Annotated in this window: 14 protein-coding genes, 1 tRNA gene and 1 pseudogene; 4 read left to right on the plus strand and 12 right to left on the minus strand. The window is 48.2% G+C overall.

Annotated features, from left to right (window positions below; genetic code table 11):
* Positions 1 to 60: 60 nt before the first annotated feature.
* A complete protein-coding gene (locus NXS09_RS10470) occupies positions 61 to 303 on the plus strand; it encodes a DUF1289 domain-containing protein (RefSeq protein ID WP_259292463.1) in 243 nt (80 codons plus the stop codon).
* Positions 304 to 401: 98 nt separating this feature from the next.
* Here the strand turns inward: NXS09_RS10470 and NXS09_RS10475 are convergent, their stop codons facing one another.
* The 11 genes and pseudogenes from NXS09_RS10475 to NXS09_RS10525 all read right to left on the minus strand — a co-directional run bounded on the left by NXS09_RS10475 (position 402) and on the right by NXS09_RS10525 (position 21,872).
* On the minus strand, positions 402 to 788 hold the full coding sequence (locus NXS09_RS10475) for an OmpA family protein (RefSeq protein ID WP_259292477.1): 387 nt from the start codon (positions 786 to 788) through the stop codon (positions 402 to 404).
* A 21-nt stretch (positions 789 to 809) separates the two neighbouring features.
* Positions 810 to 1,229, minus strand: a pseudogene (locus tag NXS09_RS10480) (outer membrane protein assembly factor BamE); the annotation flags it as partial.
* A gap of 54 nt (positions 1,230 to 1,283) precedes the next feature.
* Positions 1,284 to 12,866: a YadA-like family protein gene (locus tag NXS09_RS10485; protein WP_259292464.1), complete on the minus strand. Its 11,583-nt coding sequence runs from the start codon at positions 12,864 to 12,866 to the stop codon at positions 1,284 to 1,286.
* A gap of 973 nt (positions 12,867 to 13,839) precedes the next feature.
* Positions 13,840 to 14,826 (minus strand): murein tripeptide/oligopeptide ABC transporter ATP binding protein OppF, encoded by a 987-nt coding sequence (oppF, locus tag NXS09_RS10490; protein ID WP_259292465.1) that lies wholly within the window; start codon positions 14,824 to 14,826, stop codon positions 13,840 to 13,842.
* On the minus strand, positions 14,823 to 15,809 hold the full coding sequence (gene oppD, locus NXS09_RS10495) for an oligopeptide ABC transporter ATP-binding protein OppD (RefSeq protein ID WP_259292466.1): 987 nt from the start codon (positions 15,807 to 15,809) through the stop codon (positions 14,823 to 14,825). The genes oppF and oppD overlap by 4 nt, the downstream gene beginning before the upstream one ends.
* Positions 15,810 to 15,882: 73 nt before the next feature.
* Entirely contained in the window at positions 15,883 to 16,797 is a 915-nt protein-coding gene (gene oppC / locus NXS09_RS10500; RefSeq protein WP_259292467.1) for an oligopeptide ABC transporter permease OppC, read from the minus strand.
* Positions 16,798 to 16,876: 79 nt separating this feature from the next.
* The gene (gene oppB / locus NXS09_RS10505) at positions 16,877 to 17,797 is read right to left on the minus strand and encodes an oligopeptide ABC transporter permease OppB (RefSeq protein WP_259292468.1); all 921 of its coding nucleotides are present in this window, start codon (positions 17,795 to 17,797) and stop codon (positions 16,877 to 16,879) included.
* Between the two features lie 227 nt (positions 17,798 to 18,024).
* Positions 18,025 to 19,686, minus strand: coding sequence for an ABC transporter substrate-binding protein (locus NXS09_RS10510; protein WP_259292469.1), 1,662 nt, complete (start codon positions 19,684 to 19,686; stop codon positions 18,025 to 18,027).
* A 252-nt stretch (positions 19,687 to 19,938) separates the two neighbouring features.
* The gene (locus NXS09_RS10515) at positions 19,939 to 20,346 is read right to left on the minus strand and encodes a hypothetical protein (RefSeq protein ID WP_259292470.1); all 408 of its coding nucleotides are present in this window, start codon (positions 20,344 to 20,346) and stop codon (positions 19,939 to 19,941) included.
* Between the two features lie 33 nt (positions 20,347 to 20,379).
* A complete protein-coding gene (gene lpxB, locus NXS09_RS10520; protein WP_259292471.1) occupies positions 20,380 to 21,561 on the minus strand; it encodes a lipid-A-disaccharide synthase in 1,182 nt (393 codons plus the stop codon).
* 235 nt (positions 21,562 to 21,796) lie between these two features.
* A tRNA-Lys gene (locus tag NXS09_RS10525) sits at positions 21,797 to 21,872 on the minus strand.
* A gap of 193 nt (positions 21,873 to 22,065) precedes the next feature.
* Here NXS09_RS10525 and NXS09_RS10835 point away from each other — a divergent pair.
* Both NXS09_RS10835 and dnaJ read left to right on the plus strand, forming a co-directional pair.
* Positions 22,066 to 22,605 (plus strand): hypothetical protein, encoded by a 540-nt coding sequence (locus NXS09_RS10835; RefSeq protein ID WP_353617959.1) that lies wholly within the window; start codon positions 22,066 to 22,068, stop codon positions 22,603 to 22,605.
* Positions 22,606 to 22,900: 295 nt separating this feature from the next.
* Positions 22,901 to 24,046, plus strand: a complete 1,146-nt coding sequence (dnaJ, locus tag NXS09_RS10535) for a molecular chaperone DnaJ (protein ID WP_259292472.1) — start codon at positions 22,901 to 22,903, stop codon at positions 24,044 to 24,046.
* A gap of 185 nt (positions 24,047 to 24,231) precedes the next feature.
* Here the strand turns inward: dnaJ and NXS09_RS10540 are convergent, their stop codons facing one another.
* Entirely contained in the window at positions 24,232 to 24,663 is a 432-nt protein-coding gene (locus NXS09_RS10540; protein ID WP_259292473.1) for an META domain-containing protein, read from the minus strand.
* A gap of 170 nt (positions 24,664 to 24,833) precedes the next feature.
* Between NXS09_RS10540 and murU the strand changes: the two genes are divergently transcribed.
* Positions 24,834 to 25,541, plus strand: a complete 708-nt coding sequence (murU, locus tag NXS09_RS10545) for an N-acetylmuramate alpha-1-phosphate uridylyltransferase MurU (RefSeq protein WP_259292474.1) — start codon at positions 24,834 to 24,836, stop codon at positions 25,539 to 25,541.
* The last annotated feature ends 261 nt before the right edge of the window (positions 25,542 to 25,802 follow it).

Genomic DNA, 25,802 nt, shown 5'->3' on the forward strand with positions numbered 1-25,802 from the left:
AGATTGTAGAAGCCTTCTTTTTCAAGCAGAATAGAATTCCTAAATCCATTCTCTAAAATAATGGAACAACTCGAGTTTTTCACCATCCCCAGCCCCTGTATCGGCGTTTGCGAAGCCAATAACAAAGGTTATTGCAAGGGATGCCTGCGCAGTCGTGAAGAACGTCTTTATTGGCAGAATATGACTGATGCCCAAAAGCACCAAGTCATACACCTGATTGCATTGCGTCGTGCCAAACTGAAACGGATACCGATAGACCCACGCAACCAATCGGATTCACCGGAACAGATAGGATTATTTTAATGCCTGTTTCATTACATTAGTTAATTCATTTGACAAAGAAGCCGTCTGAAACACCCTTTCAGACGGCCTTTTATAATAACTATTTCAAGTTTATTATCTTACAAGTTTGTTGCTTCCACTTCGATTTCAACACGGCGGTTCGGTGCCAAGCAGTCAATCAATGCCTGATGATCCGCACTTTGCATACACTGTTTCACCGGCTGCGACTCACCTGCTCCCGTCGCCCGAATACGGTTTGCATCCACACCTCTTGCCGACAGATATTGGCGCACGGCATTGGCACGTTGTTTGGACAACATCTGATTATAGCTTTCCGCACCCAAATAATCGGTATGGCCGATTACATTAATCCGATTATAGTTGACCGTTTTCAACTTATCCGCCAATTCATCCAATTCGGCTCTACCTTCTGAACGTATATGACCGATATCACCCCGATTAAAATCAAATAAGGCATCAGCCGATAATGTATAACGTTGCGGCATCACCTCAACCTGATCAGATACAGGGCAAGATGCATTTTCCGGATCAACGGCTTTCCAATAGAAACTGCGTGCATACTTATGCGAATCAAACAAGATTTTGAATTGGCACGTCGTTACATCATCCGTACCTTGTCCGGGCGTATGGAAATGAAAGACATAGTCCCATTCACGCACATTGAACATACCTTCATTAAAATGAGGACGGCCGAGCAGTTTATAAAACTGATCTTTGGTCATACCTTCTTTAATCTGAGCCAATTCGTCAGATGTCGGGAAAGTACCTTTTTGGTGTCTAAACGAATACGACACTTTATCTACCGACGGGAAAACCGGATTGTCGGTCGTACCGTCTCTTTTAACATTACTCTTCGTGGCACAAGCAGCCAAAACGGCTACCAGCAACAAGCTTGCACCTTGCTTCATGATTGTTTTTGTTTGCATATCGGATTTCCTTGTTGTTTCAGACGGCCTATTTCAGGCCGTCTGAAAGTTAAATTACCACTGATAACCTACACCGGCAGTCGCACCATAGTGACCACGTGAATTACCGGTTGCCGTACCTTTAATGACCCAGTTTCCATTATCGGAAATGCTGGAATAACCAACGGCATAAGCACTTTGGCCGCGATAGCTACTACCTGAAATCGCCATCATGCTCTTACCGGGTAAGTAAGCTTGCGGCAAGCCTGCAACGGCCATAGCAGATGCCGTACCCGCATTAGCTCGTGTTTCCACATCCTCGATTTTCTGGTTCAGCTGGTTACCCATATTCACAACATGATTACCTACGGCATTAATCGCAGCATTGGTGTGGTACAACTGACTACCGTTAATCGCATCGGTTGAATTTTGCGATACGACACCGGCGGCAACATTCTGTACCTGACGGGTTTGGCCTTCGGATCCTACACTCACAACGCCTTTAACATCTTGCACACCGGCAACATTGGCATCATTGACACCTGCATAAGTGTAGTTACCGCCTTTAGCCGTCGTATGAATCTCAGTTGCAGCCGATTGATCTCCCAATACCACCGAGTTATCCATCGTTTGCGTCACGTTATTACCCAACACAAAAGTATTGCTGCTGTTTACCTTATTGTTGTTACCAACAGAGTAAGTATTTTCTCCATTGATAATCGACGGGTCACCGATAGCGCCTGAGTTTTTACCGTTTACGATATTGCCTGTACCGATGGCAATGGTATTGGTTTCATTGGCTTGGGCACCGCTACCGATAGCAACCGCATTCACACCGATAGCTTGGGTACGTTGTGTCTGAGCCTGACCGTTACTGTCTTGTACAACATTGCCATTCTGATCCACAACAGTATAGGTATTACCCAAAGCCAACGATCCTTTACCGCTTGCTGAGGTTTGATAACCAATGGCTGTCGCATAAGCACCCGAAGCACTTGAATCTTCCTGATTGTTACCCTGTACAACAGGCTTCACTTCACCGTCGTTGGTATGGAAGAACTTAATACCCTGTTCGTTCATCTTACCGATAGCTTGAATCACATCATTGGTAACGTATGTATTTTGTCCTTCTACGTTATATGTGGTCAGCGTGTATTCATTACCACCTTTATCTGTGGAAACGGCTACTTTTTGGTTGGTTTCCGTTGTCGTGGTTTGGGAACCGTCAGGATTGGTTACCACTGTGGTCACCGTACCTGCAGGTGTCGTACCGTTTGGCCCGTTACCGGCAGGCGCATCTTTGGTATTGATAGAAGTGTTGCTACCACCTAATACCTGATATGCCTGATACAGTTGGCTACCGTTTACAGCATCTTTGCTGGTTGCCGAAATTTCACCATTTGCCACATTGGTAACTTTTTTATCTCCTGCATCCAAACCGTTTACCGTAACACTCGGACCATTAGCAATGGACAATCCGTTGTCGTTCACTACGGTATTACCCGCTGTCACACTATCAACATTCAAGTCTTTGGCCGTAGAAACCACATAATCAGTAGCACCACCGGCTTTCACGGTTTTTTCCACAACGATATTGTCACCTGCGGATACGGTTTCTTTCGTTCCGGCAACCGTACGGTTCAACGACTGAATGGCATCATTGATATTGTTTGCACCCGTACCGCCGATATCGGTCATATTCACGCTACCATCCGGTGAAAGTTTCGCGTTACCGCCTAACAGTTTGGTAACAGAATCCGCAGTTTGATACAACTGGCTACCATTAACAGCATCGGTGCTGTCTTCGGCAATATCACCTTTAGCAACATTCACGACTTTTTTATTGTTGGCATTCACACCTTTATCAGACAGATAGGTATTACCACCCACATTAACGCCTTTGTTATCCAGCAATACTTGGTTATCACCCTGTCCGGCCGTAACACTATCAAATGCCACATCATCGGCCGTTGCCACGTTATAAGTTAAGCTGCCGTCGGCATTTTTAACTTCTTTGGCAGTCAGGTTTTTGCCTACGGTCACTTTATTGCTGGCTGCAGCTTGAACAGCATCAAGCTGGGCTTTATTAACCGCATCAGTCGCATTCTCACCCGCTTTCACACCGGTGATTTTCTTATTGCCTGCATCAATACCTGCATAAGTGATATTCACATCACCTGCTTTCAGGCCGTCTGAAGTCAATGCCACGTTATCGCCCACTTTCACACCGTCGTTATTCAATACGGTTTGACCTGTGGTTACGCTACCGTTGCTGCCCAAGTTGATATTCTCAGCCAGCTTCACTTCAAGGCTGTTGTCATCTGCATTACCGGCAACACCGATATTGTTGTCGGTTAACGTACCGGTTGCACCACCTTTAACCGCCAATTCGGTATCCAGTTTACGCTCTACCTTAACGTCGTTATTATCGCCGACAAAGACTAACGGTTTATTGATTTCATCATTCAATAAGCCTAATGCATCGCCGATATTGTTAACGGTTTCATTGCCACCGTTGTTTTTGGTGATGTTATATACCGGATCTTTAATACTACCGTCCGGGTTAACTTCGGCACCACCGCCCAACGATTTCACAACATTTTTCAGCTGGCTCACATTAACGGCATCGTTGGCATTCTTACCATCGGCAATATTACCCACTACGGTAGGTACCGCAGTTTGCGGATCAACCGGATTCAAGGCAGAAATAGTAATGTCTTTTTCGGTATATTCGGAACCGTCTTCTACCTTAACAAAGTGTTCGTTACCTTGGTTATCCACTTGGCGGGCAAGCAATTCGCCTTTCGAGTTCACATAAGAGAATGGTGAATTAGCATGTACCAACAATTGCTGCGTAATAGCTTGATTTTCCAAAGCACGTTGTAATTGGGCAATATTCACGGCATCGCCGGCATCTTCACCATCTTTCACGCCGGTAATTTTCTGGCCGCCTGCATCTAATCCTTGCGCGGTCAGCTTGCCTTTAAAGGTTGGCGCATCTGCCAGCAACACTTGAATATTGCCAGTGCTGTCGGCAACCGTGCGGATATTGTCATCGGAAGCTGCCGCCGTATTATCCAAGCCGCCTTTAACGGTTACCCGTTCACCCAATTTACGGTTGAAGTTACCGCTATTACCGGCAAAATCCAAACCACGGTTTAAGGCGTCGGTATTAGCCGCAGCTTTCTGATCTACAGCAAACAGCTGGTCGCCGTTTACTGCTTCTTGGCTACCTTTTTCAACCAAGCCGTTGGCCACACCTGAAATCACCTTACCACCGTTATTCAAGCCCTTATCCGTCAGACTGACGGTTTGGCCGCTTGCAGCATCTTTGATGGTGAGGCCGTCTGAAGTCAGTGCGGTATTGTCGCCGACTTTAACGCCGTCATTATTAACCGTCGTATCGCCTGCAGTCAGACTGTCCACTTTAACGGCTTTAGCCAAATCAAAGGTAACATCATCGCTGTCCGCTTTTTTGGTGATGACAATATTGCCGTCGGCATTATTTAAATCAACCGTGTCGTTAGGTGCCACATTGCTTTCATTCTGACCTTGTGCCGTCAGATTCCAGCCGGCCGTAGCAGAATCTCTCACCGCAGCAATAGCGTCATTGACATTGTCTTCACCGGTGCCGCCAATATCGGCATTGGTATAAGTACCGTTATCAGGGTTATAAGCCGTTTGACCACCGATAATACTTTCTACGCCTTTACCTTGTTTATAGAGTTGGCTGCCATTAACAGCTTCTTTACTGCCTGCTGCAACAGTTGCCGCTTCCAAGCCGCTAATCTTACCGTTATCGTTAATCGTGACATTACCGAAGCGCGGGGCTTCCGCCAATTCGATAGACATGGTTTCGCCATCTATTTTGGTACGGATATTTTTATCGGAAGCAGCCGCACTATCGCTTAAGCCACCTTGAATATTCAATGTTTCATCGCCTTTACGCGAAACGTTGCCGATATTGCCGGTGAAATGAATCGGTCGTCTAACTTCAGTACCGATATGGTTCAACGCTGCCTGAACAGTATTCACACCATCGTAAGATGTACCATCAACTTTCGATACCACAAATGAAGGTGCACTTACTGTTCCATTGTTAGGATCAACGTTCATACCCAAAGCCTGAACCATAGGTTTCAATTGGGATACGTTAACGGCATCGGTATTGTTTTTACCGGACGCTACGTTGGTAATGGCATTATTGCCGTTATCCAATCCATTAGCCGTCAGCTTAACGGTTTTACCGGCTGCATCATCTTTAACCGTGAGGCCGTCTGAAGTCAGTGCGGTGTTATCGCCCACTTTAACGCCGTCATTATTAACCGTCGTATCGCCTGCGGTCAGACTGTCCACATCAATCTCTTTGGCCAAATCGAAGGTAACATTATCGCTGTCCGCTTCTTTGCTGATAACGATATTGCCGTCTTGATTATTCAAATCAACCGTATCGTTCGGCGCCACATTACTGCTGTTTTTGCCTTGTGCGGTCAGGTTCCAACCGGTATTGGCGGTTTCGCGTACCGATTTAATCGCGTCGTTGATATTGTCCGCGCCGGTATCACCGATATTGCTCATGGTAATGTTACCGTTGGTGTTTTCCGCATTGCCGCCTAAAACGGTTTTCAGATTATCCTGAGCCGTATTCAATTGCTCTTCGGTCGCCGCACGTTTGTTTTTAGCAAAGGTATCGCCGCCTAAGCCAGTGTTTTTCAGACCGACAATATCGCCGCTGTCTTTATCGATAACGGTATCGCCCACCGCTACGCGGTTAAACTCGACTTCGTCTTTCGTCTTAACGGTATAAGTGGTGCTGCCATCCTGATTGGTCGCCTCTTCCACTGCAATGTTTTTACCGGCCGCAACTTTATTGGCCGCTTTCGCTGCCGCTTTATCCAATTGGGCTTTATTGACTGCATCAGTATCGTTGACACCTTCCGCTACGCCGGAAATCACGTTGCCGCCATTGTCCAGACCGTTGGAAGTCAGGCTTACCGGTTTGCCGTTAGCAGGGGTAATGGTGATGCCGTCGCCGCTCACCTTACTGCTGTTACCCGCTGCATCGACAAAATCGGCACTGGTCAGATTCGTCAATTCTTTCGACAGTTTGATATCCAAAGTATCGTTGCCGTCTGAAATCACACCGATATTGTTGTCGCTCAACTTGGTCTTGTCGGCGCCGCCTTTCAGATTCACTTGGCTGCCCAGAGTACGCTCGAATTTATCGGCGTCGCCACCGTCACCGGCAAAGGTAATCGGTTTCTGAATCTCAGCACCGATATTATCCAATGCGCCTTGAATGGTCGGGGTACCGTCATATTTGCTGCCGTCCGCTTTGGTCACCACAAAGGAAGGATCTGTAACCGTTCCGGTTGTCGGATCGATTTGCGTACCCAATGCTTTGGCCAACGGCTTCAGCTGGGATACGTTCACCGCATCGGTATCGGCTTTACCAACCGCTACATTGGTAATGGCATTATTGCCGTTATCCAATCCGTTAGCCGTCAGCTTAACGGTTTTACCGGCTGCATCATCTTTAACCGTGAGGCCGTCTGAAGTCAGTGCGGTGTTATCGCCCACTTTAACGCCGTCATTATTAACCGTCGTATCGCCTGCGGTCAGACTGTCCACATCAATCTCTTTGGCCAAATCGAAGGTAACATTATCGCTGTCCGCTTCTTTGCTGATAACGATATTGCCGTCTTGATTATTCAAATCAACCGTATCGTTCGGCGCCACATTACTGCTGTTTTTGCCTTGTGCGGTCAGGTTCCAACCGGCATTGGCGGTTTCGCGTACCGATTTAATCGCGTCGTTGATATTGTCCGCGCCGGTATCGCCGATATTGCTCATGGTAATGTTACCGTTGGTGTTTTCCGCATTGCCGCCTAAAACGGTTTTCAGATTATCTTGAGCCGCATTCAACTGCTCTTCGGTCGCCGCTCTGCCCGCGTTGGCAAATTCCGGTTTACCCAATGCAGTGTTTTTCAGACCGACAATATCGCCGCTGTCTTTATTGATAACGGTATCGCCCACCGCTACGCGGTTAAACTCGACTTCGTCTTTCGTCTTAACGGTATAAGTGGTGCTGCCATCCTGATTGGTCGCCTCTTCCACTGCAATGTTTTTACCAGCCGCAACTTTATTGGCCGCTTTCGCCGCTGCTGCATCCAATTGGTCTTTATTAACCGCATCGGTACCTTTTTTACCTTCCGCTACGCCGGAAATCACGTTGCCGCCATTATCCAGACCGTTGGAAGTCAGGCTTACCGGTTTGCCGTTAGCAGGGGTAATGGTGATGCCGTCGCCGCTCACCTTACTGCTGTTACCCGCTGCATCGACAAAATCGGCACTGGTCAGATTCGTCAATTCTTTCGACAGTTTGATATCCAAAGTATCTTGGCCGTCTGAAATCACACCGATATTGTTGTCGCTCAACTTGGTCTTGTCGGCGCCGCCTTTCAGATTCACTTGGCTGCCCAGAGTACGCTCGAATTTATCGGCGTCGCCACCGTCGCCGGCAAAGGTAATCGGTTTCTGAATCTCAGTGCCGATATTATCCAATGCGCCTTGAATGGTCGGGGTACCGTCATATTTGCTGCCGTCTGCTTTGGTCACTACAAAGGAAGGATCTGTAACCGTTCCGGTTGTCGGATCGATTTGCGTACCCAATGCTTTGGCCAACGGCTTCAGCTGGGATACGTTTACCGCATCGGTATCGTCTTTACCAACCGCTACATTTTTGACAACCTTGTCGTTCGCATTCAATCCGTCTTTATCAATATAGGTGTTGCCGCCTACCTGTACACCGTCATTACCGATAACAACCGCACTGTCTCCCGTTCCGGCAGTCACTTGGTTTACGGTGATATCATCAGCCAACTCGAAAGTGACATCGTTGGATTGATCTGTTTTACTGATTACGATATTGCCATCGGTATTCTTCAAATCAACCGTATCGTTCGGCGCCACATTACTGCTGTTTTTACCTTGTGCAGTCAGGTTCCAACCGGCATTGGCAGTTTCGCGTACCGATTTAATCGCGTCGTTGATATTGTCCGCGCCGGTATCACCGATATTGCTCATGGTAATGTTACCGTTGGTGTTTTCCGCATTGCCGCCTAAAACGGTTTTCAGATTATCCTGAGCCGCGTTCAACTGCTCTTCGGTCGCCGCTCTGCCCGCGTTGGCAAATTCCGGTTTACCCAATGCAGTGTTTTTCAGACCGACAATATCGCCGCTGTCTTTATTAATAACGGTATCGCCCACCGCTACCCGGTTAAACTCGACTTCGTCTTTCGTTTTAACGGTATAAGTGGTGCTGCCATCCTGATTAGTCGCCTCTTCCACTGCAATGTTTTTACCAGCCGCAACTTTATTGGCCGCTTTCGCCGCCGCTTTATCCAATTGGGCTTTATTGACGGCGTCAGTATCGCTAACACCTTCCGCTACACCGGAAATTACATTGTCACCGTTATTAAGGCCGTCTGAAGTCAGACTTACCGGTGCAGAGCCGTCGGCAGGGGTAATGGTGACACCGTTGTTATCGACTTTAGTTTCACCGGTTTGCACACTGCCTGTATCGCCTAAATTAATGTTTTTAGCCAATTTAACGGTTAGACTGTTATCAGCGGCGCTGCCGACGACACCAATATTGCCTTCACTCAAATTATTTTGATCAGCACCGCCTTTAACGGCTAATTGCTCGCCCAGCTTGCGGGTAACCGTTTCGGTATCGTTGTCACCGACAAAACTCAACGGATTTTTAACTTCGTTATTCAATAATGTCAGTGCGTCACCCACATTACCAACTTGCTCCGTATTGCCATCGTTTTTAACGATGTTATATACGGGCGCTTTAACCGAACCGTCTGCATTAACAGCCGCTTCACCGCCTAATGCTTTAACCGCTTCTTTCAATTGGCTGACATTTACCGCATCTTCATCTTGCGTACCAGCCGCTACATTGCTGACGGCTTTATCATTGGCATTCAATCCGTCTTTATTGATATAAGTAGCGCCACCTACTTGTACGCCGTCATTACCGATAACGACAGCATTGTCTCCTGTTCCGGCATTCACTTGATCTACAGTGATGTTTTTAGCCAGATTGAAAGTAACATTATTGGAATCTGCCGGTTTGCTGATATCTATATTATTGTCTGTGTTGCTTAAATCGACTTTGCCTTTCGGTGCCACATTGCTTTCATTCTCACCTTGGGCAGACAAATTCCAACCTGCAGCGGAAGATTCGCGTACCGATTTAATAGCGGCATCAATACTGTCTTCACCGGTTCCTCCGATATTAGACATAGTGATGGTGCCTTGGCCTTGATCATTAATAACGGCATTGCCACCTAGCTTGTCAACCAAGCTGTCACCTAAATTTTTAGTATGATTTGCAACTGTTTTTAATTGAGCTACATTGACAGCATCGGTATCGTTAGTACCTGCTGCCACAGCGGTAATCTGACGGGTAATCCCACCTGCTACATCGCCCACCGCTACGGCGGCAGTGGTAGCAGTCCATTCATTGCCGGATTTATCCACAGCAGCCGAAAGAGGATCTGCACCGATAACGCCTTTATTGACTTCGGTTCTACTCATAGAACCGATTGCCGCACCATCTTCCAATGAGGCAGAGGCATTTTTACCGACGGCAACCGTACCGGTATGAGTGGAACTACTGTCTGTTCCCAATGCAACACTATCGCCACCAGATGCCGCACTATTTTTACCAATGGCCAGCGCACCTGTTTTCGTTGTGGCTTGGGCACCATTACCGATGGCAATATTACTTTCCATACTGGCTCTGGAGGATTTACCTTCGGCAATAGCATTACTAGCGCTTGCCTGCGCACCATGCCCTAAAGCGAGTGACGACAGACCTGAAGCCTGAGTATCTACCGAACCGATAGCCACGGCATAATGAGCAGTAGCTTGAGTTTTATTATTGACATTTTGTGCCGCACCAATCGCAATCGAAGAAGTACCCGTTGCCTTTGCCGCATAACCTTGCGCAATCGAATAATTACCGCTAGCCTCCGAACTGGCACCGATTGCATTCGAAATACGGCCGAGGGATAGTGTACGGCTACCGATACTGACTGACGAATCTTGATAAGCAATGGCGCGACTACCCAAGGCAACGGCATTGTTTGCCGATACTTTTGTTCTATCCGTTAGCTTCACATCAGCGGGAACACCGCTTAAACCGGTAGGACTATTGGCATAGGTACCAATCACCACATTAAAGGTACCTTTGGATTCTGCTGCGGCATCCGTACCCATAACGATATTATTATTCGGTGCATCCGCCTCCCGCAATGCACCGTCACCAATAGCAATATTGCGCCCCTCCGATGCAACGTTCACCACATTCAAACCAGCACGGCGACCTATGGAAATATCCCAATCCGAATTGGCTGTCGCTTGCTGACCGATAGCAATCGCCTGATTATCCAAAGCTTGGGCACGGTCACCCAAGGCAACTGCCGAACCGGACATCGCTTTCGCATCGGAGCCTGCCGCCAAAGAAGCATCGCCTGCCGCCTGAGCGTTTACACCGGCAGCTACCGCATAAAGGCCGGTGGCGCCTGCTTTATCGCGGTTGTTACCTAAGTTTGTGGTTGCATCACCATCGGCTTGCGTACCATGCGCATTGCCTTCGTTTACATGGACATAACCTTTCAGCTGATCTTGTGCTTTTTGTATTTGTGCCTGTGTTCTTCCGATAACAATCGCCAATTGCGATCCATTGATGGCATCGGTGGAATCTTTACTAATATTGCCGGGTGCCACATGTTTGATTTGACGCTCAAAGCCTACAGAGCCAACCGAAACCTGATCGCCAGTACTCAAGTTTTCGCTTCCTCCGGCAAATCCTTTATAGGAAACCGTACCAACTACTGTGCCATCCTCATCCAAGCTTTGAACGGTGGCATCTTGTATATATACGGCATCTTCTTCTGTTTTCGAACCCGCACCCAAAGCAACCGAGCCGTCTTTTAATGCTTTAGCACCGACACCTAAGGCAACTGATGCAATACCTTTTGATTCTGAAAATGTACCAAATGCTGTCGATAAATGCCCTGTGGCCAATGTTCTCACACCCACCGCAACCGCAGCATCTCCACGGGCTTCAGTATTGGAATATTCCCCAGATTGAATTTCCACACCCGTTAAATCATTTAATTTTTGAGTGGCTTCTGCATTCTCAGTAGCAATCTTATCCAAATCATCACCACCGATAGCAATACTTGAATTACCATTGGCATCAACGTTACCACCAATGGCGATTGATTGGTCGCCTCTGGCATTGGCACCTGTTCCGGCTTGATTTCCGCTACCGACCGCTACACTTTGATTACCTTTCGCATAAGCATAAGATCCCAATGCGGTTGATTTACCTCCTTCTGCATTTGCTTCATCACCTAAAGCCGTTGCATCACCAACAGTTCCGGTTCTTGCTCTACGGCCAATAGCAGTAGCCCTATACCCTCCGGCATGGGCTTGAAAACCTACTGCCAATGCTTCCGCATGAGTCGCATTAGCACCTGCACCAAAGGCAGATGCATTTGCCCCTGCTGCACTGGCATCTGCACCAACAGCAATGGTTTTAACATTAGTGGCTGCAGCAGCATTACCTATAGCAACGGCGTAATCCCTAGTTGCTCGTGCGGTCGAACCTTGGGCAATCGTACGCGATGCTGTTGATTCTGAAGCAACACCAAAAGCCATTGCATATTCACCTGTAGCACGGGCACCATTTCCCACCCCTATAGCACGCTCTCCTCTTGCTGCAGCCCCATCACCAATAGCGATTGCACTTAGGCCGCCTGTGTTGGCATCATTACCTAAAGCAACCGTACTACCGCCATAAGCCACGCTTCCATTACCGATGGCAACATCGTTTAGGCCTGTTTGCACCTGCCCCGCTTTATTAACACCTGCTCGTGAAACATTACCGATGGCGATACTGTTTGTTCCCTTTGCATTGGATTCAACACCGGCAGCAATTGCATTTTCAGCACTTGCAATCGCACGGCGGCCAATTGCAATCGCTTGTTCAGCGGTGCCTTCCGCCGCATTACCAATCGCCAGGCTATCATCACCTGATGCCTTGGTGGCCACATTACTGGCACCAATGGCTATTGAAGCCACACCGTTATTTGCTTTTTCGCCCAAAGTAGCTTCCGAGCCAATAACAAATTTGCCGTTATTATTGGCCGCACCACCCAAACCAAGTTCGCCATTGGTAACATGCAGTGGGCCGCTCATGGTCATGCCGACTTTGCCGTCTTGGTTATAAAACAATGCCTGGTTTGTTTGGTTTGCCTTATTAGCGGGGGAGCAATTCGCAGCACTATTTTTACCAGCAATATTGCCACTGTTGCCATTTTCATTAATATATACACATGAGTTATCATCATTATCATTAAAATAAACATTCGTATTGCCCGCAAAAGCTTGGCTGCCAATAGCCAATAACATAAACGGAAGCATACGCAAAGTTGCTTTCAGCCCTATACCACTCCCTCTACGGGCAGCACCTTCTTCCCGGCTACCGGCCGGCTTCCCTTTGGCATTTTCAATTTCGGAAACCGCCACCCATGCACCTAATGATTCATTCCAAATACTGCGATAACTTTTATTCATGATTCTTCTCTCTGTGATTAAAGATTGCTATGCTTTCCCTATTTATTCAAAAAGTGATTATCTGCTACATGACAAAACTGACAATTATTGTCACTTGTAAGCAAAATACGTCTCATTGAAATAATTTTAAAAAATATAGTAAACACAATTACACTAATCATAATTGTTAAGAAAATCATATATTTATGAATATATCATTATATTTTTAAAACTATTTTTAACACTAATTAAAAAAACATCTATGCTATACCATGCAATTTATATGCCTTATTTTATTTTAAATAATAATTTTTATAATTAATATTTTGATAGGAACCATAAAAATTATGAATAATATTTAAAAATCAAATAGATAAATTTAGCCACATAAAATATTTGAAATATATATGCCGAAATTCATGTAATAGGCCGTCTGAAAATATTCAGACGGCCTATTACATAAAATTTAAATAAATTAACAATAATCTTAACCTACTCTGATATGCATCACCCGGAATCAACACGCATAGGTCGGATACTGGTATCCGACAAAACGGTTGGCATGATGGGAATATTTAAGCATGGTGATGATGTACCCATGTCGGATTCGAGAATCCGACATGGATTTTCGCAAAGTTCTCTTTATCTGAAATTGATCAACCCGTATCGTAATAAACACATAGCCAAACAGCTTTTAAAATACACTACGGTTACATACAGTCATCGCTTCCGATTATTTATCTTCCAATCAATCGTTTTTTTTTAAGTGCACTATAAATAGCGTTTAAACGGTTTCAGACGGCCTGCACCGTTGAATTCCGATGCGGATTGAGGGGTAGCGGTTGTATCCGAATATAAAAACAGGCGGATAGATTCCGCCTATGTATAAATGGATGGGATGGCAGGCGGAATAGGCCGCGGTTGCGGATTACCGCCTGTATTGAAAGTTTGTGATTAAAAATGCGTTTTCAGACGGCCTGTCGGCCGCCGTTTATTATGCCGCTTTGTTTTTCAAACAAGCGGTAAAGTGGGAGCCCTGCCCCAACCATTGCGGCTTGCTTTGCGCACAATCGCCGTCGGCCTGCGGGCAGCGGGTGCGGAAAACGCAACCGCTGGGCGGATTTATCGGACTGGGCAGGTCGCCGGGCAAAAGCTGTATTACCTTATTGCGCTCTGCTTCAGGGTCGGGCAGCGGTACGGCCGACATTAACGCGCGGGTATAGGGATGGGCGGGCTGTCCGTAAACTTCGCTATCGGTACCCAACTCAACGGCATTGCCCAAATACATCACCAACACCCGATCGGAAATGTGTTTCACCACCGATAAATCGTGGGCGATAAAAATCAGCGTCAGCCCCATTTCTTGTTGCACTTCTTTAAGCAGATTAACCACTTGCGCCTGTATCGATACATCCAATGCCGATACGGGTTCGTCGCAAATAATCAGCTTCGGCTTCAGTATCAGCGCGCGGGCAATACCGATACGCTGGCACTGGCCGCCTGAAAACTCGTGCGGATAACGGTTAATCAAATCGGGCAGCAGGCCGACTTTTATCATCATTTCCTTAACCAGCCGCTCGGTTTCGGCTTTGCCGTATTGCGGGTGAAACGTTTTCAGCGGCTCGGCAATGATTTCGCCGATGGTCATACGCGGATTGAGCGACGCCAGCGGATCTTGGAATATCATTTGGATTTCACGCCGTTTTTCGCGCAAAGCCTTGGCCGAAAGCGTGGTTAACTCTTCGTTTTCCCATAAAATACTGCCGCTTTTGGCTTTCACCAAGCCGATAACGGCACGGGCAAGCGTGGATTTGCCGCAGCCGGATTCACCGACAATACCGAGCGTTTCGCCGGCTTTTAAATCAAACGATACGCCGTCCACCGCTTTTAACGCCGCCGGTTTTTGCCAAAACCAAGCATTATCGGGTTTAACATCGAAGCTTACTTTTAAATCGCGTACCGATAACAAGGTTTCGCTCATGCGCTTACTCCTTCCAAAGTTTCAGACGGCCTATGACAGGCGCGTTTGCGCTGCCCCGCCCAATTTTCCAATATCGGCTCTTCATGGCGGCAAATGTCTGCCACATAAGCGCAACGCTCTTGAAACGGGCAACCCGCAGGCAGGTGCGAAAGGTTGGGCGGATTGCCGGGTATGGTCGGCAGAATATCGGCATGGCCGTCCAAACGCGGCACGGCACCGAGTAGGCCGATGGTATAGGGATGGGACGGACGGTAGAAAATATCATCGACACCGCCGTATTCCATCGTACGGCCGGCATACATCACCAGCACTTGGTCGCAAATACCGGCCACCACGCCCAAATCGTGGGTAATCATAATAATCGTGGTACCGAAATCGCGTTTTAATTCTTCGAGCAGGGTCATAATTTGCGCCTGTACGGTAACATCCAGTGCCGTGGTCGGTTCGTCGGCGATTAACAGTTTCGGGCGGCACAACAAGGCCATGGCAATCATCACCCGCTGGCGCATACCGCCGGAAAATTCGTGCGGATACATTTTGATGCGCTTTTGCGCTTCGGGGATTTTCACGGCTTCGAGCATACGCACCGATTCCGCCCACGCTTCTGCCTTGCCCATGCCTTTATGCAGGCGCAGCACTTCGGCGAGCTGGTCGCCCACCCGCATATAAGGATTGAGCGAAGTCATCGGGTCTTGGAAAATCATGGCGATTTGGCGGGCACGGATGGCGTTCAAGGCTTTTTCGGTCAGGCCGAGAATATTGTCGCCGTTAAACCGCACAATCCCTTCCGCCTTACCGTTTTTGGCCAACAGCCCCATCATGGCAAAAGCGGTTTGCGACTTGCCCGAGCCGGATTCGCCGACAATCCCCAAGGTTTCGCCTTCGTATAAATCGAAGTTTAATTTATTGACGGCGGTCACCAATCCGTCTTCGGTTTGAAACCGCACTTCCAGATTTTCGACTTGTAATAATGGTGTGTTCATTCGGTTTTCCTGTTCAGACGGCCTTATCTTTTAAAAAGCCAAAAGGCCGTCTGAAAACATAATATAGAAAGGTTTAGCGGTCTTTCGGATCGAGCGCATCGCGCAGGCCGTCGCCGATAAAGTTGAAGCAAAACAGGGTAATCACCAAAAACACCGCCGGCACCAACAACTGCCACGGCGCAATCTGCATGGTATTGGCGCCGTCTTGTAATAATGCGCCCCAGCTGGTCATCGGCTCTTGCACGCCCAAGCCCAAAAAGCTGAGAAACGATTCAAACAGAATCATGCCCGGCACCAGCAGCGAAGCATACACAACCACCACCCCCAACACATTCGGCACAATATGGCGGAACACAATGCGGATATCCGACACCCCGCCCACATGCGCCGCTTCGATAAATTCTTTACGCTTCAGGCTTAAAGTCTGCCCGCGCACAATCCGTGCCACATCCAACCACGACACCATGCCGATAGCCACAAAAATAAACGCAAGGTTACGACCGAAAAACGTTACCAGCAAAATCACAAAAAACATAAACGGAAAAGCATTGAGAATTTCCAAAAAGCGCATCATCAGCATATCGGTTTTGCCGCCGAAAAAACCCGACACCGCGCCGTAAACTACGCCAATCACCACCGCCACCCACGCGCCGGCAATGCCGACCATCAGCGAAATGCGCCCGCCGATAGCCACACGGGTGAGCAAATCGCGCCCGAGCGAATCGGTGCCGAAATAATGTCGGTTTTCAAACGAAGGCGGCGACTGCATCGAGCCCCAGTCGGTATAGTCGTAGGCAAACGGTGCCAACAGCGGCACGATAATGACAAACAAACAGATAAACAGCAGAATCAGGCCGCTGGCCAAAGCGGCGCGGTTGCGGCGGAAACGCCGCCACGCATCCTGCCACAAGCTGCGGCCTTTAATATCGGGCGCGGCGTTGTCGAGTGCGGCAGCCAATGCGGCGGCCTGCTTTTTTTTGAACATCATGGTTGTGCCTTTAAACAATATTATTTTTTTATATACGGCAGAGGCCGTCTGAACACTTTTCAGACGGCCTGATTCATTATTAATACCGGATTTTCGGGTCGATAACCGCATAAAGAATATCGACCACCATATTAAAGATAATGGTGAGCACGCCCACCAAAATGGTTAGGCTCAACACCATGCCGTAATCGCGGTTGAGGGCGCCGTTTACAAAAAGCTGGCCGATACCGGGCAGGCCGAAAATGGTTTCAATCACAATCGAGCCGGTAATAATGCCCACAAAAGCAGGGCCGAGATAGGAAATCACCGGCAGCATGGCCGGGCGCAAAGCGTGTTTCCACACAATATAGCGGGTAGACAAACCTTTGGCGCGGGCGGTGCGGATAAACGGGCTATTCATCACTTCAATCATCGAACCGCGCGTAATCCGTGCGATGCTGGAAATATAGGCAAAGGCCAACGCCGCCACCGGCAACACCAGATTGGGCAACGCGCCGCCGTTCCAACCGCCGGCCGGCAGCCATTTCAGCCACACCCCAAACACCAACACCAGCAACGGCGCTTTCACAAAGCTGGGAATCACCACCCCTGTCATGGCCACGCCCATGGTGATGTAATCCAGCCATGAATTCTGCTTTAACGCCGCCAACACCCCGAGCGACACCCCCACCACAAACGCAATCACAAACGCATAAAAACCGATTTCGAGCGACACGGGAAACGCCTGCGACAGCAGTTCGTTCACGGTATAGTCTTTATATTTGAAAGAAGGGCCGAAATCGCCGTGCGCCAATTGCTTGAGATAGTCGGCATATTGCAGCCAGATGGGATCGTTGAGGTGATATTTGGCTTCGATATTGGCCAATACCGCCGGCGGCAGGTTGCGCTCGCCGGTAAACGGGCTGCCCGGAGCCAGCCGCATCATAAAAAAAGACACCGTAATCAATACCAGCAGCGTGGGAATGGCTTCCAGTATGCGGCGGATAATAAATCGGAACATAACAACCTTCGGCAGTGAAAAAACCTTTACATCGCCCTATTTTGCCGTGTGTCCGGCGGCACGCTTATCTTGGCGTTTGTGTTGAAAAAGGCGGTTCGGGTTTCGGTTTGTGTGTTTAAACGATTTTCAAACAACCATTAACTTATCATGGTTTTCAGACGGCCTATTTAGCAATTCAACAGTAGGGCGTTTGGCTTTACGCCCCACCGTTTTCAGACGGCCTGATATTAATGCTTCAGGATTTTCCAGTTTTTCACCTGCCAGTTGTCCAGCGGGTCTTTCAAGGAATAACCGTCTACATGCGGTTTCACCAAGCGGCCGTTAACATAATGATAAACAAAAATCGTGGCGGCATCCTTATCCAACACCGCTTCGGCCTGACGATACAATTCGCCGCGCGTTTCGGGGCTGACATCATTAGCCAATGTTTTCGTCATCAAGCTGTCAAACTCGGGGCTGCTGTATTTACCGTAGTTGCTGCTGTTGTCGGATTTGAAAATATTTAAGAATGCCGAACCTTCGTTATAGTCGGCACACCAGCCGCCGCGCGCCATTTGGAAACGCTGGTCGCGGCGCGTATCCAGATAGGTTTTCCATTCCTGATTCACCAGATTCACATTCACAAAACCCAAAGCCTCTTTCCACAATGCGGCTGCGGCGACGGCGTTTTTCTTGTGGTTTTCATTGGTGTTGTAGAGCAACTCAAACGTGAGCGGATGGGCTTCATCATATCCGGCTTCATTCAGCAATTGTTTTGCCGTTGCAATCCGCTGCGCTTTATCCTGCTGCTGCCATTCGGGGGTAAAGGTCGGCATGCCCTGCGTAGACGGCGGAGTGAATTGGTAGGCGGCGGTTTCGCCTCGGCCAACCACTTTTCCCGCCAAAGTTTCGCGGTCTAACGCCAATTGCAGGGCTTTGCGGACTTTCGCATTATCAAACGGCGGTTTGGTGTGGTTGAATTCATAGTAATAAGTGCACAAATAAGGTGACACTTTCATCTGATCGCCCATATCCCGCTTCAGGCTTTGAAACTGTTCGGACGGAATATCGTTATAGGTAAAGTCAGATTCACCGGCTTGGAAACGGCTTACATCGGTCGGCGGTGAAGAAATCGGCAACAGGGTAATCTGGTTAACAGAAGTAGCAGCATCATCGAAATAATTCGGGTTGCGTTCCAACACAATGCGGCTGTTCACCACCCAATCTTTGAGTTTATACGGGCCGTTAACAACTATATTTTCAGGCGCTGTCCATTTATTGCCGAACTGCTCAACCGTTTTGGCATGCACGGGTTTTACCGAAGTGTGAATCAGCATATCGGGGAAATAAGGCACCGGCTCGGTGAGCGTGATTTCCAATGTTTTCGAGTCGAGCGCTTTCACACCCAACGTTTCCGGCTGGGCTTTGCCTTCGATAACGGCATCGGCATTGGCCACTTTCGCATCCGCCAGATAGCTGGCATAAGGCGAAGCCGTCGCCGGATCAACCAAGCGGCGCATACTGTATACAAAATCATCGGCGGTTACCGGATCGCCGTTCGACCATTGGGCATCGCGCAAATGAAACGTCCATACTTTGTTATCGGCACTTTCCCACTTTTCAGCCATACCGGCAACGGTGTTGCCGTCGTTGTCGGTCGTGGTTAAGCCGACCAGCATTTGGCGCAGAATATTGGCTTCGGGCACGCCGGATACTTTTTGCGGATCCAGCGATTCCGGTTCCGCCCCATTGCCAATCACCACTTCCTGCTGTTCCGCCGGCTCGCTGCTTTGCGCCGCTTGGGTGTTGGAGTTTGCCGGTGCATCACCGCCGCCCCCACAAGCAGCCAAACCGAAAGCGGCCAAAGTCGCCAGCAATACCGTACTTTTTCTAAACAAAGTGCGTTCCATTCTTTCTCCTTATTACTTCAATATTGTTCAGACGGCCTCATACTTAAAAACGAACAAACCACAGCAATCACACCGTCAACCTTTCGTATTTTTTTGAATAAGCCTATTTTGTGTCAAGCAGTTTTTATATCGGGCAACTATGTTTTCACGCATTTTTTGTTCTTAAGCAACCCCGAATAAAATATAAATAGGCCGTCTGAATATGTTTCAGACGGCCTATTTATATTTTAAATGTTGAGAAGTTCGTTTTCATTACATTTCAAACCATACGCCATATAGCATTAAAATTGAACCAAAATAAAACAATAAACAATAAGCGGTTTTAATGTGCTCTCTATATTTTAATAATTTCGCAATAAAAGGCTTTGATTCATTCCCCTGTTTTATTTGAAAATCTAATTGCTTGTTTACCATAGAACTGGTAAAAACAATCACGATAATATAGAGAAAATAACAGATAAAAGTATCGTATATCGGTAACACCCAAGTCGGATTTACCGCAATATGCATCTTCTTTAGAACGAATAAAAAAGCCGTACTGACAACATATAAAAGAATGGCGGTAAACAATACTTTTTTACCAACCTTCTTTCTTTTCACAAAAAGAATAAACGAAACAACCACGCTTAAGGCAAAACACAATAGCTTCATATAACTCATAAACTACTCGATTAAAATATCAGGCTCTCATGTTTAAGCCGGTGCTGCCATGCCCGATTCTGCCAATACCGCTTCTGCCGCCAATGCCGAAGTATCTTTTTTCAATATCAGATGCAATTGGTGGAAATCCTGCTGCAATGCCGCCACATCACGCGGCGATTCATACCATTCCGCCACTGCCGCCGCCAATTTTTCCGGCCGGGCATCATGTTGCAATAATTCGGGCACGGCACCTTTGTTTAATAAAATATTGGGCAGCCCCACATGCGGCACTTTTACTTTGCGCTTCACATAAGCATAAGTGAGCGGCGAAATCCGATAACTGATTACCATCGGCCGCTTGCATAAAGCCACTTCCAAAGTTGCCGTGCCGCTGGTTACCAACACCACATCCGCCGCCGTACACGCCAAATCGGCATGCGCCGACATTAATTGAATAGGCAGTGCCCTGAATTCGCCCTGATTCAGAATTTTGACTATCTCGTATCGGGTCGCCACCGTAGCTACAGGCAATAAGAAGCGTGCGCTCGGATATCTTTGCAGCAACAACTTAGCAGTGCGGAAAAACAGCGGCGCCATATAGTCGATTTCGCTGACACGGCTGCCCGGCATCAGGCAAAACACTGTTTCCCACTGTTCGATTTTCATCTGTTTGCGGGCGGCTTGCCGGTCTGCATCTATGGGCATCGTTTGCGCTAAAGGATGTCCGACAAAATCCGCTTTCCCACCGGCCTCTTGATAAAGCGGCGGCTCCATCGGAAACAAACACAACACCCGGTTAACCTGATGCACAATCGTATCTACCCGCTCGCGCCGCCATGCCCACACCGAAGGGCTGACATAATGCAAAGTCGGAATACCGGCTTTTTTCAACTTTTCCGCCACACCCAAATTAAAATCGGGCGCATCAATGCCGACAAACACATCGGGGCGGATTTTCTTCAGGCGTTTCACCAACCCTCTGCGGATTTTTAAAATTTCCGGCAGCCGCTTCACCACTTCCGCAAAACCGCGCACCGCCAATTTTTCTTGGTCGTACAGGCTTTCAAAACCTTTAGCCAGCATACGCGGCCCGCCAATGCCGACAAAACGGGCATTCGGGCAGCGTTGCCTGAGCGCATCCATTAAATGGGCGCCAAGTAAATCGCCGGAAGCTTCTCCGGCACATAAGGCAATAGTGATATGACGGTTATCAGTAGGGTGGGTAGGATCCATAAATCAATAAATATTTAGAAATGCGCGGGCTATTGTACCGAACTTAATCGTTATTCGGCCGATTTTTGCCAATTAATAGTAAATTATGTTTTAAAATTATGATAAGAGACTAGAATGCCACCTAAAAAGTTCGGCATAAAATTCAATTTAAATAGAATAAAAGCCACCAGCTTATTATACGTTTGAAATACAGCCATGAAAAAAGCCTAAACACATGGTTTAGGCTTTTTAAATTTGGTGGGTCGTGAAGGATTCGAACCTTCGACCAACGGATTAAAAGTCCGCTGCTCTACCAGCTGAGCTAACGACCCGACTAAGCTGCGCATTGTATGCGCTCGATTTTGAACTGTCAATATATTTTATATTTTTTAGTTTTAAAGAATTTTTGTTAAAAAATAGCACCTTTTGTTTAACGTATTGTCTGATTATGATACTATTTCACTATGCCGACAAAATTCATGACGGCAATTTTTAAAAAAATCAAATAATTAAGGATTATTCAAAATGAAAAAATTTCTGGTTGCCGTTATGGCCGCAGCTGCATTGGCAGCTTGTTCGCAAGAAGCACAGCAAGAAACCCAAGAAGCTGCAAGCGCCATTGCTTCCGATGTACAAACTGATGCCGCAGAAATGAAAGACGATGCAGCTTCAGCAATGGATGATGCAGTTGATGCCGCTAAAGATGCCGGTGCAGATGCCAAAGAAGCCGGTGCTTCAGCTCTTGAAGCAGGCAAAACCATGGCAACCGATGCCGTAGACGCAACCAAAGACGCTGCTAAAGATGCTGTTGATGCAACTAAAGATGCCGCCAAAGATGCAGTAGACGCTGCCAAAGATGCGGGCGACAAATTGAAAGACGCGGCCGCTGCAACCACCGAAGCAGGCAAAGAAGCTGCCGCCAATGCAATGGATTCGGCTAAAGAGAAAATGGACGCAGCCAAAGAAAAAATGGATGCCGCCAAAGATGCCACTAAAGATGCCATCAATGCCGCTAAAGAAGCTGCCGATTCAGTGAAAAACTCAGCCGAAGATGCCGCTAAATAAAACGGAATTTTTCCGTATATGTGTATGCGGCTCTGCTTTGATATAAAAAAGTTTCCCACAATTTATTATCAATAATGCCCTATACACTTTCAGGCCGTCTGAACAGGTTTTCAGACGGCCTGATAACATTATCGGCCGATAAAAAAGCCAAACAACCGAATCCGGGCAGATAAAGCAGCCTAAACGGGTTTACGGTTCAAAATAATCGGCTAAAAACACCGCCCTACTCTTGAGTTTTTGCTTAACCGCCCTAACTTATATGTCAATTTTCACAATACTTCTACCTATATAAACTATGAGCAGCAAAGATTTTTACGAAACCTTGGGCGTGGCCCGCAGTGCAAGCGATGACGAAATTAAAAAAGCCTATCGCAAACTTGCCATGAAATACCATCCCGACCGCAATCAAGGCGATGCCGAAGCGGAAGAGAAATTCAAAGAAGTCCAAAAAGCCTACGATATTTTATCCGACAAAGAAAAACGCAGCGCATACGACCAATACGGCCATGCAGGCGTCGACCCCAATATGGGTGGCGGATTCGGCGGCGGTGGTTTCGGCGGCGGCTTCGGCGGATTCAATGGTGCGCAGGGCTTCGACTTCAGCGATATTTTCAGCCAGATGTTCGGCGGTGCCGCAGGTGGCGGCCGCCAACAAAACTATCAAGGCGCAGATTTGCAATACCGCGTCAGCATCACTTTGGAAGAAGCGGCCAAAGGCATTAAAAAACGCATCACCATTCCTACCTACGAAGAATGTGATGTCTGCCACGGCTCCGGCGCCAAACCCGGCACATCCGCCACCACCTGTTCCACCTGTCACGGCACCGGTACCATTCATGTGCGCCAAGCCATTTTCCAAGTGCAGCAAACCTGCCCGACCTGTCACGGTACCGGTAAGGAAATCAAAGAGCCTTGTGCGAAATGTCATGGCGAAGGCCGCGTAAAAACCACCAAAACCGTGGAAGTCAATATCCCTGCCGGTATCGACGACGGCCAACAAATCCGCTTGAGCGGCGAGGGCGAACCCGGTATGCACGGTGCGCCTGCCGGTGATTTATATGTGGTGGTGCATGTAAAAGAGCACAAAACATTCGAGCGCAACGGTTTAGATCTTCATTGCGAAATGCCCATCAGCTTTGCCACTGCCGCATTAGGCGGCGAAGTGGAAGTGCCCACCTTAGACGGCAAAGTCAAACTGAGCATTCCCAAAGAAACCCAAACCGGCCGCCGTATGCGCGTGAAAGGCAAAGGTATTAAATCGCTGCGTTCCAGCGCAGTGGGCGACCTATACTGCCATGTATTGGTGGAAACCCCGGTGAACCTCACCGACCGCCAAAAAGAATTGCTGGAAGAGTTTGAAAAAATCTCCACCGGCATGGAGCGCTCGCAAACACCGCGCCAAAAATCGTTCTTCGACAAAGTGCGCGATATTTTCGATTAATCCCATTTCATAACGAAATAGCTTTTCAGACGGCTTTAGGCCGTCTGAAAACCGCCCGAACACACACCAACAGCAAGCCCGACAATAATATTGTCGGGCTTTTTATTCGGATAAACCTTTATTCAGGGCCGTCTGAAACGTGTGCATCATTTCCACTCAACCGCGAAAAAACACACCTGAAACAGCTATTTATCTTTACGCACACCGCGAATCACGATGGCGCCGCGGCTGTCTGTCATTTCCAGATTATTCCCGTTAAAACGATAAGCGCGCACTTGCGGCAAAATATTCGCCAAGCGCTGCTCGGTTTCCATATCCGGACAGGCCATCATCGTAGAAGCCGCCTCATCAAAACGCAGCGTATTGTTTGTACCGTCGGTATAGCCGCCAAACAAAGTATTACAACCCGTTGTCGCACTAAACCGCTTATCGGCCTGATGAAAACTCAGCACCGCATCCGCCACATTCACCGGACGGCCGGCCGCTTCGGTAATCTGCCAATCCCCCTCTAAAGCTTGGGCAGTTGCCGCCGTGTTCGACGGCAGGGGAATGGGAATCGGCACCACACACGCACCAAGCAACACCGGAAACAACAACGACAATAATTTCATCTTCATAACAAAGCCTTTCTATGGCAGATCAATTTCATTCATTATACATGACCGTTGAAACACCGAGAAAGCACCGCAACCCATTTGCGCAAACAAGCACATTTTAGCCATTGCCCTATATTTTCAGACGGCCTTTGTTATACAATCCGACCCGTTCACACCGATACGGAACCCTTATGAAAGCCATGATATTAGCCGCCGGACGCGGCGAACGGATGCGCCCCCTCACCGACACCTGCCCCAAACCCCTGCTCAAAGCAGGCGGCGAACCGCTTATCGGCTGGCATTTGCGCCGCCTCAAAGCCGCCGGCATTGAAGACATCGTGATCAACCACGCATGGCTCGGCAGCCAAATCGAAGACACACTCGGCACCGGCGCAGCCTACGGCGTACGCATCACCTATTCCCCCGAAGGCGAAAAAGGCTTGGAAACCGCCGGCGGCATCGCCACCGCCCTGCCCCTGCTCGGCAGCGAACCGTTTTTAGTCGTAAACGGCGACGTGCTCACCGATATCGACTTTCAGACGGCCATTCACTACGCCCAAGCCCTCGCACAACAGCAAAAACTCGCCCACCTCTGGTTAGTGCCCAATCCCGCCCACAACCCCAACGGCGACTTTATTTTGCAGCAAAACGGCCTGATTGCTTCCGATAATGCCGCAGGCAGCGCACTCACCTTTAGCGGCACCGGCGTTTATCACCCCGATTTATTCCGCGACACCCCACCGCACCAAGCCGCCAAACTCGCCCCCTTATTGCGCCAAGCCATGCAGCAAGGCTTGGTTTCCGGCGAACAGCACAACGGCTTATGGCTCGACGTCGGCACCGTAGAGCGGCTGGCCGAAGCCGACAAAATCGCACAAAACTGGCTTAAACAGCCGTAAACATATCCGCCCCCAACCCATTGCTATTTCCCCTATTCAACCGAAAACCAAACACGATTAAAAACAGGTGTAGGGTGTGTGGCATAGCCACGCACGCGGTTTCAAAAAAACAACCAACGCATGCCGATTACCGAATACGGTTTCAACCATTGTAAGCCGTCTGAAAAGTTTTCAGACGGCTATTGTAGGGGCGGATTAAATATCCGCCCGCGCCCGCATCCCAATTCATGTTGCCATTATTCAAACATAGCCCAAACCCAA

The organism is Neisseria montereyensis (assembly GCF_024834045.1).
GTDB classification, from domain to species: Bacteria; Pseudomonadota; Gammaproteobacteria; order Burkholderiales; family Neisseriaceae; genus Neisseria; species Neisseria montereyensis.

Coding starts and splice junctions, on each gene's coding strand:
- oppB (WP_259292468.1), bottom strand. CDS start 17,797: ATGTTCCGATTTATTATCCGCCGCATACTGGAAGCCATTCCCACGCTG.
- NXS09_RS10510 (WP_259292469.1), bottom strand. CDS start 19,686: ATGGAACGCACTTTGTTTAGAAAAAGTACGGTATTGCTGGCGACTTTG.
- NXS09_RS10835 (WP_353617959.1), top strand. CDS start 22,066: ATGAAAAAATTTCTGGTTGCCGTTATGGCCGCAGCTGCATTGGCAGCT.
- oppF (WP_259292465.1), bottom strand. CDS start 14,826: ATGAGCGAAACCTTGTTATCGGTACGCGATTTAAAAGTAAGCTTCGAT.
- dnaJ (WP_259292472.1), top strand. CDS start 22,901: ATGAGCAGCAAAGATTTTTACGAAACCTTGGGCGTGGCCCGCAGTGCA.
- murU (WP_259292474.1), top strand. CDS start 24,834: ATGAAAGCCATGATATTAGCCGCCGGACGCGGCGAACGGATGCGCCCC.
- NXS09_RS10485 (WP_259292464.1), bottom strand. CDS start 12,866: ATGAATAAAAGTTATCGCAGTATTTGGAATGAATCATTAGGTGCATGG.
- lpxB (WP_259292471.1), bottom strand. CDS start 21,561: ATGGATCCTACCCACCCTACTGATAACCGTCATATCACTATTGCCTTA.
- oppC (WP_259292467.1), bottom strand. CDS start 16,797: ATGATGTTCAAAAAAAAGCAGGCCGCCGCATTGGCTGCCGCACTCGAC.
- NXS09_RS10515 (WP_259292470.1), bottom strand. CDS start 20,346: ATGAGTTATATGAAGCTATTGTGTTTTGCCTTAAGCGTGGTTGTTTCG.
- NXS09_RS10470 (WP_259292463.1), top strand. CDS start 61: ATGGAACAACTCGAGTTTTTCACCATCCCCAGCCCCTGTATCGGCGTT.
- NXS09_RS10540 (WP_259292473.1), bottom strand. CDS start 24,663: ATGAAGATGAAATTATTGTCGTTGTTGTTTCCGGTGTTGCTTGGTGCG.
- NXS09_RS10475 (WP_259292477.1), bottom strand. CDS start 788: ATGCCGCAACGTTATACATTATCGGCTGATGCCTTATTTGATTTTAAT.
- oppD (WP_259292466.1), bottom strand. CDS start 15,809: ATGAACACACCATTATTACAAGTCGAAAATCTGGAAGTGCGGTTTCAA.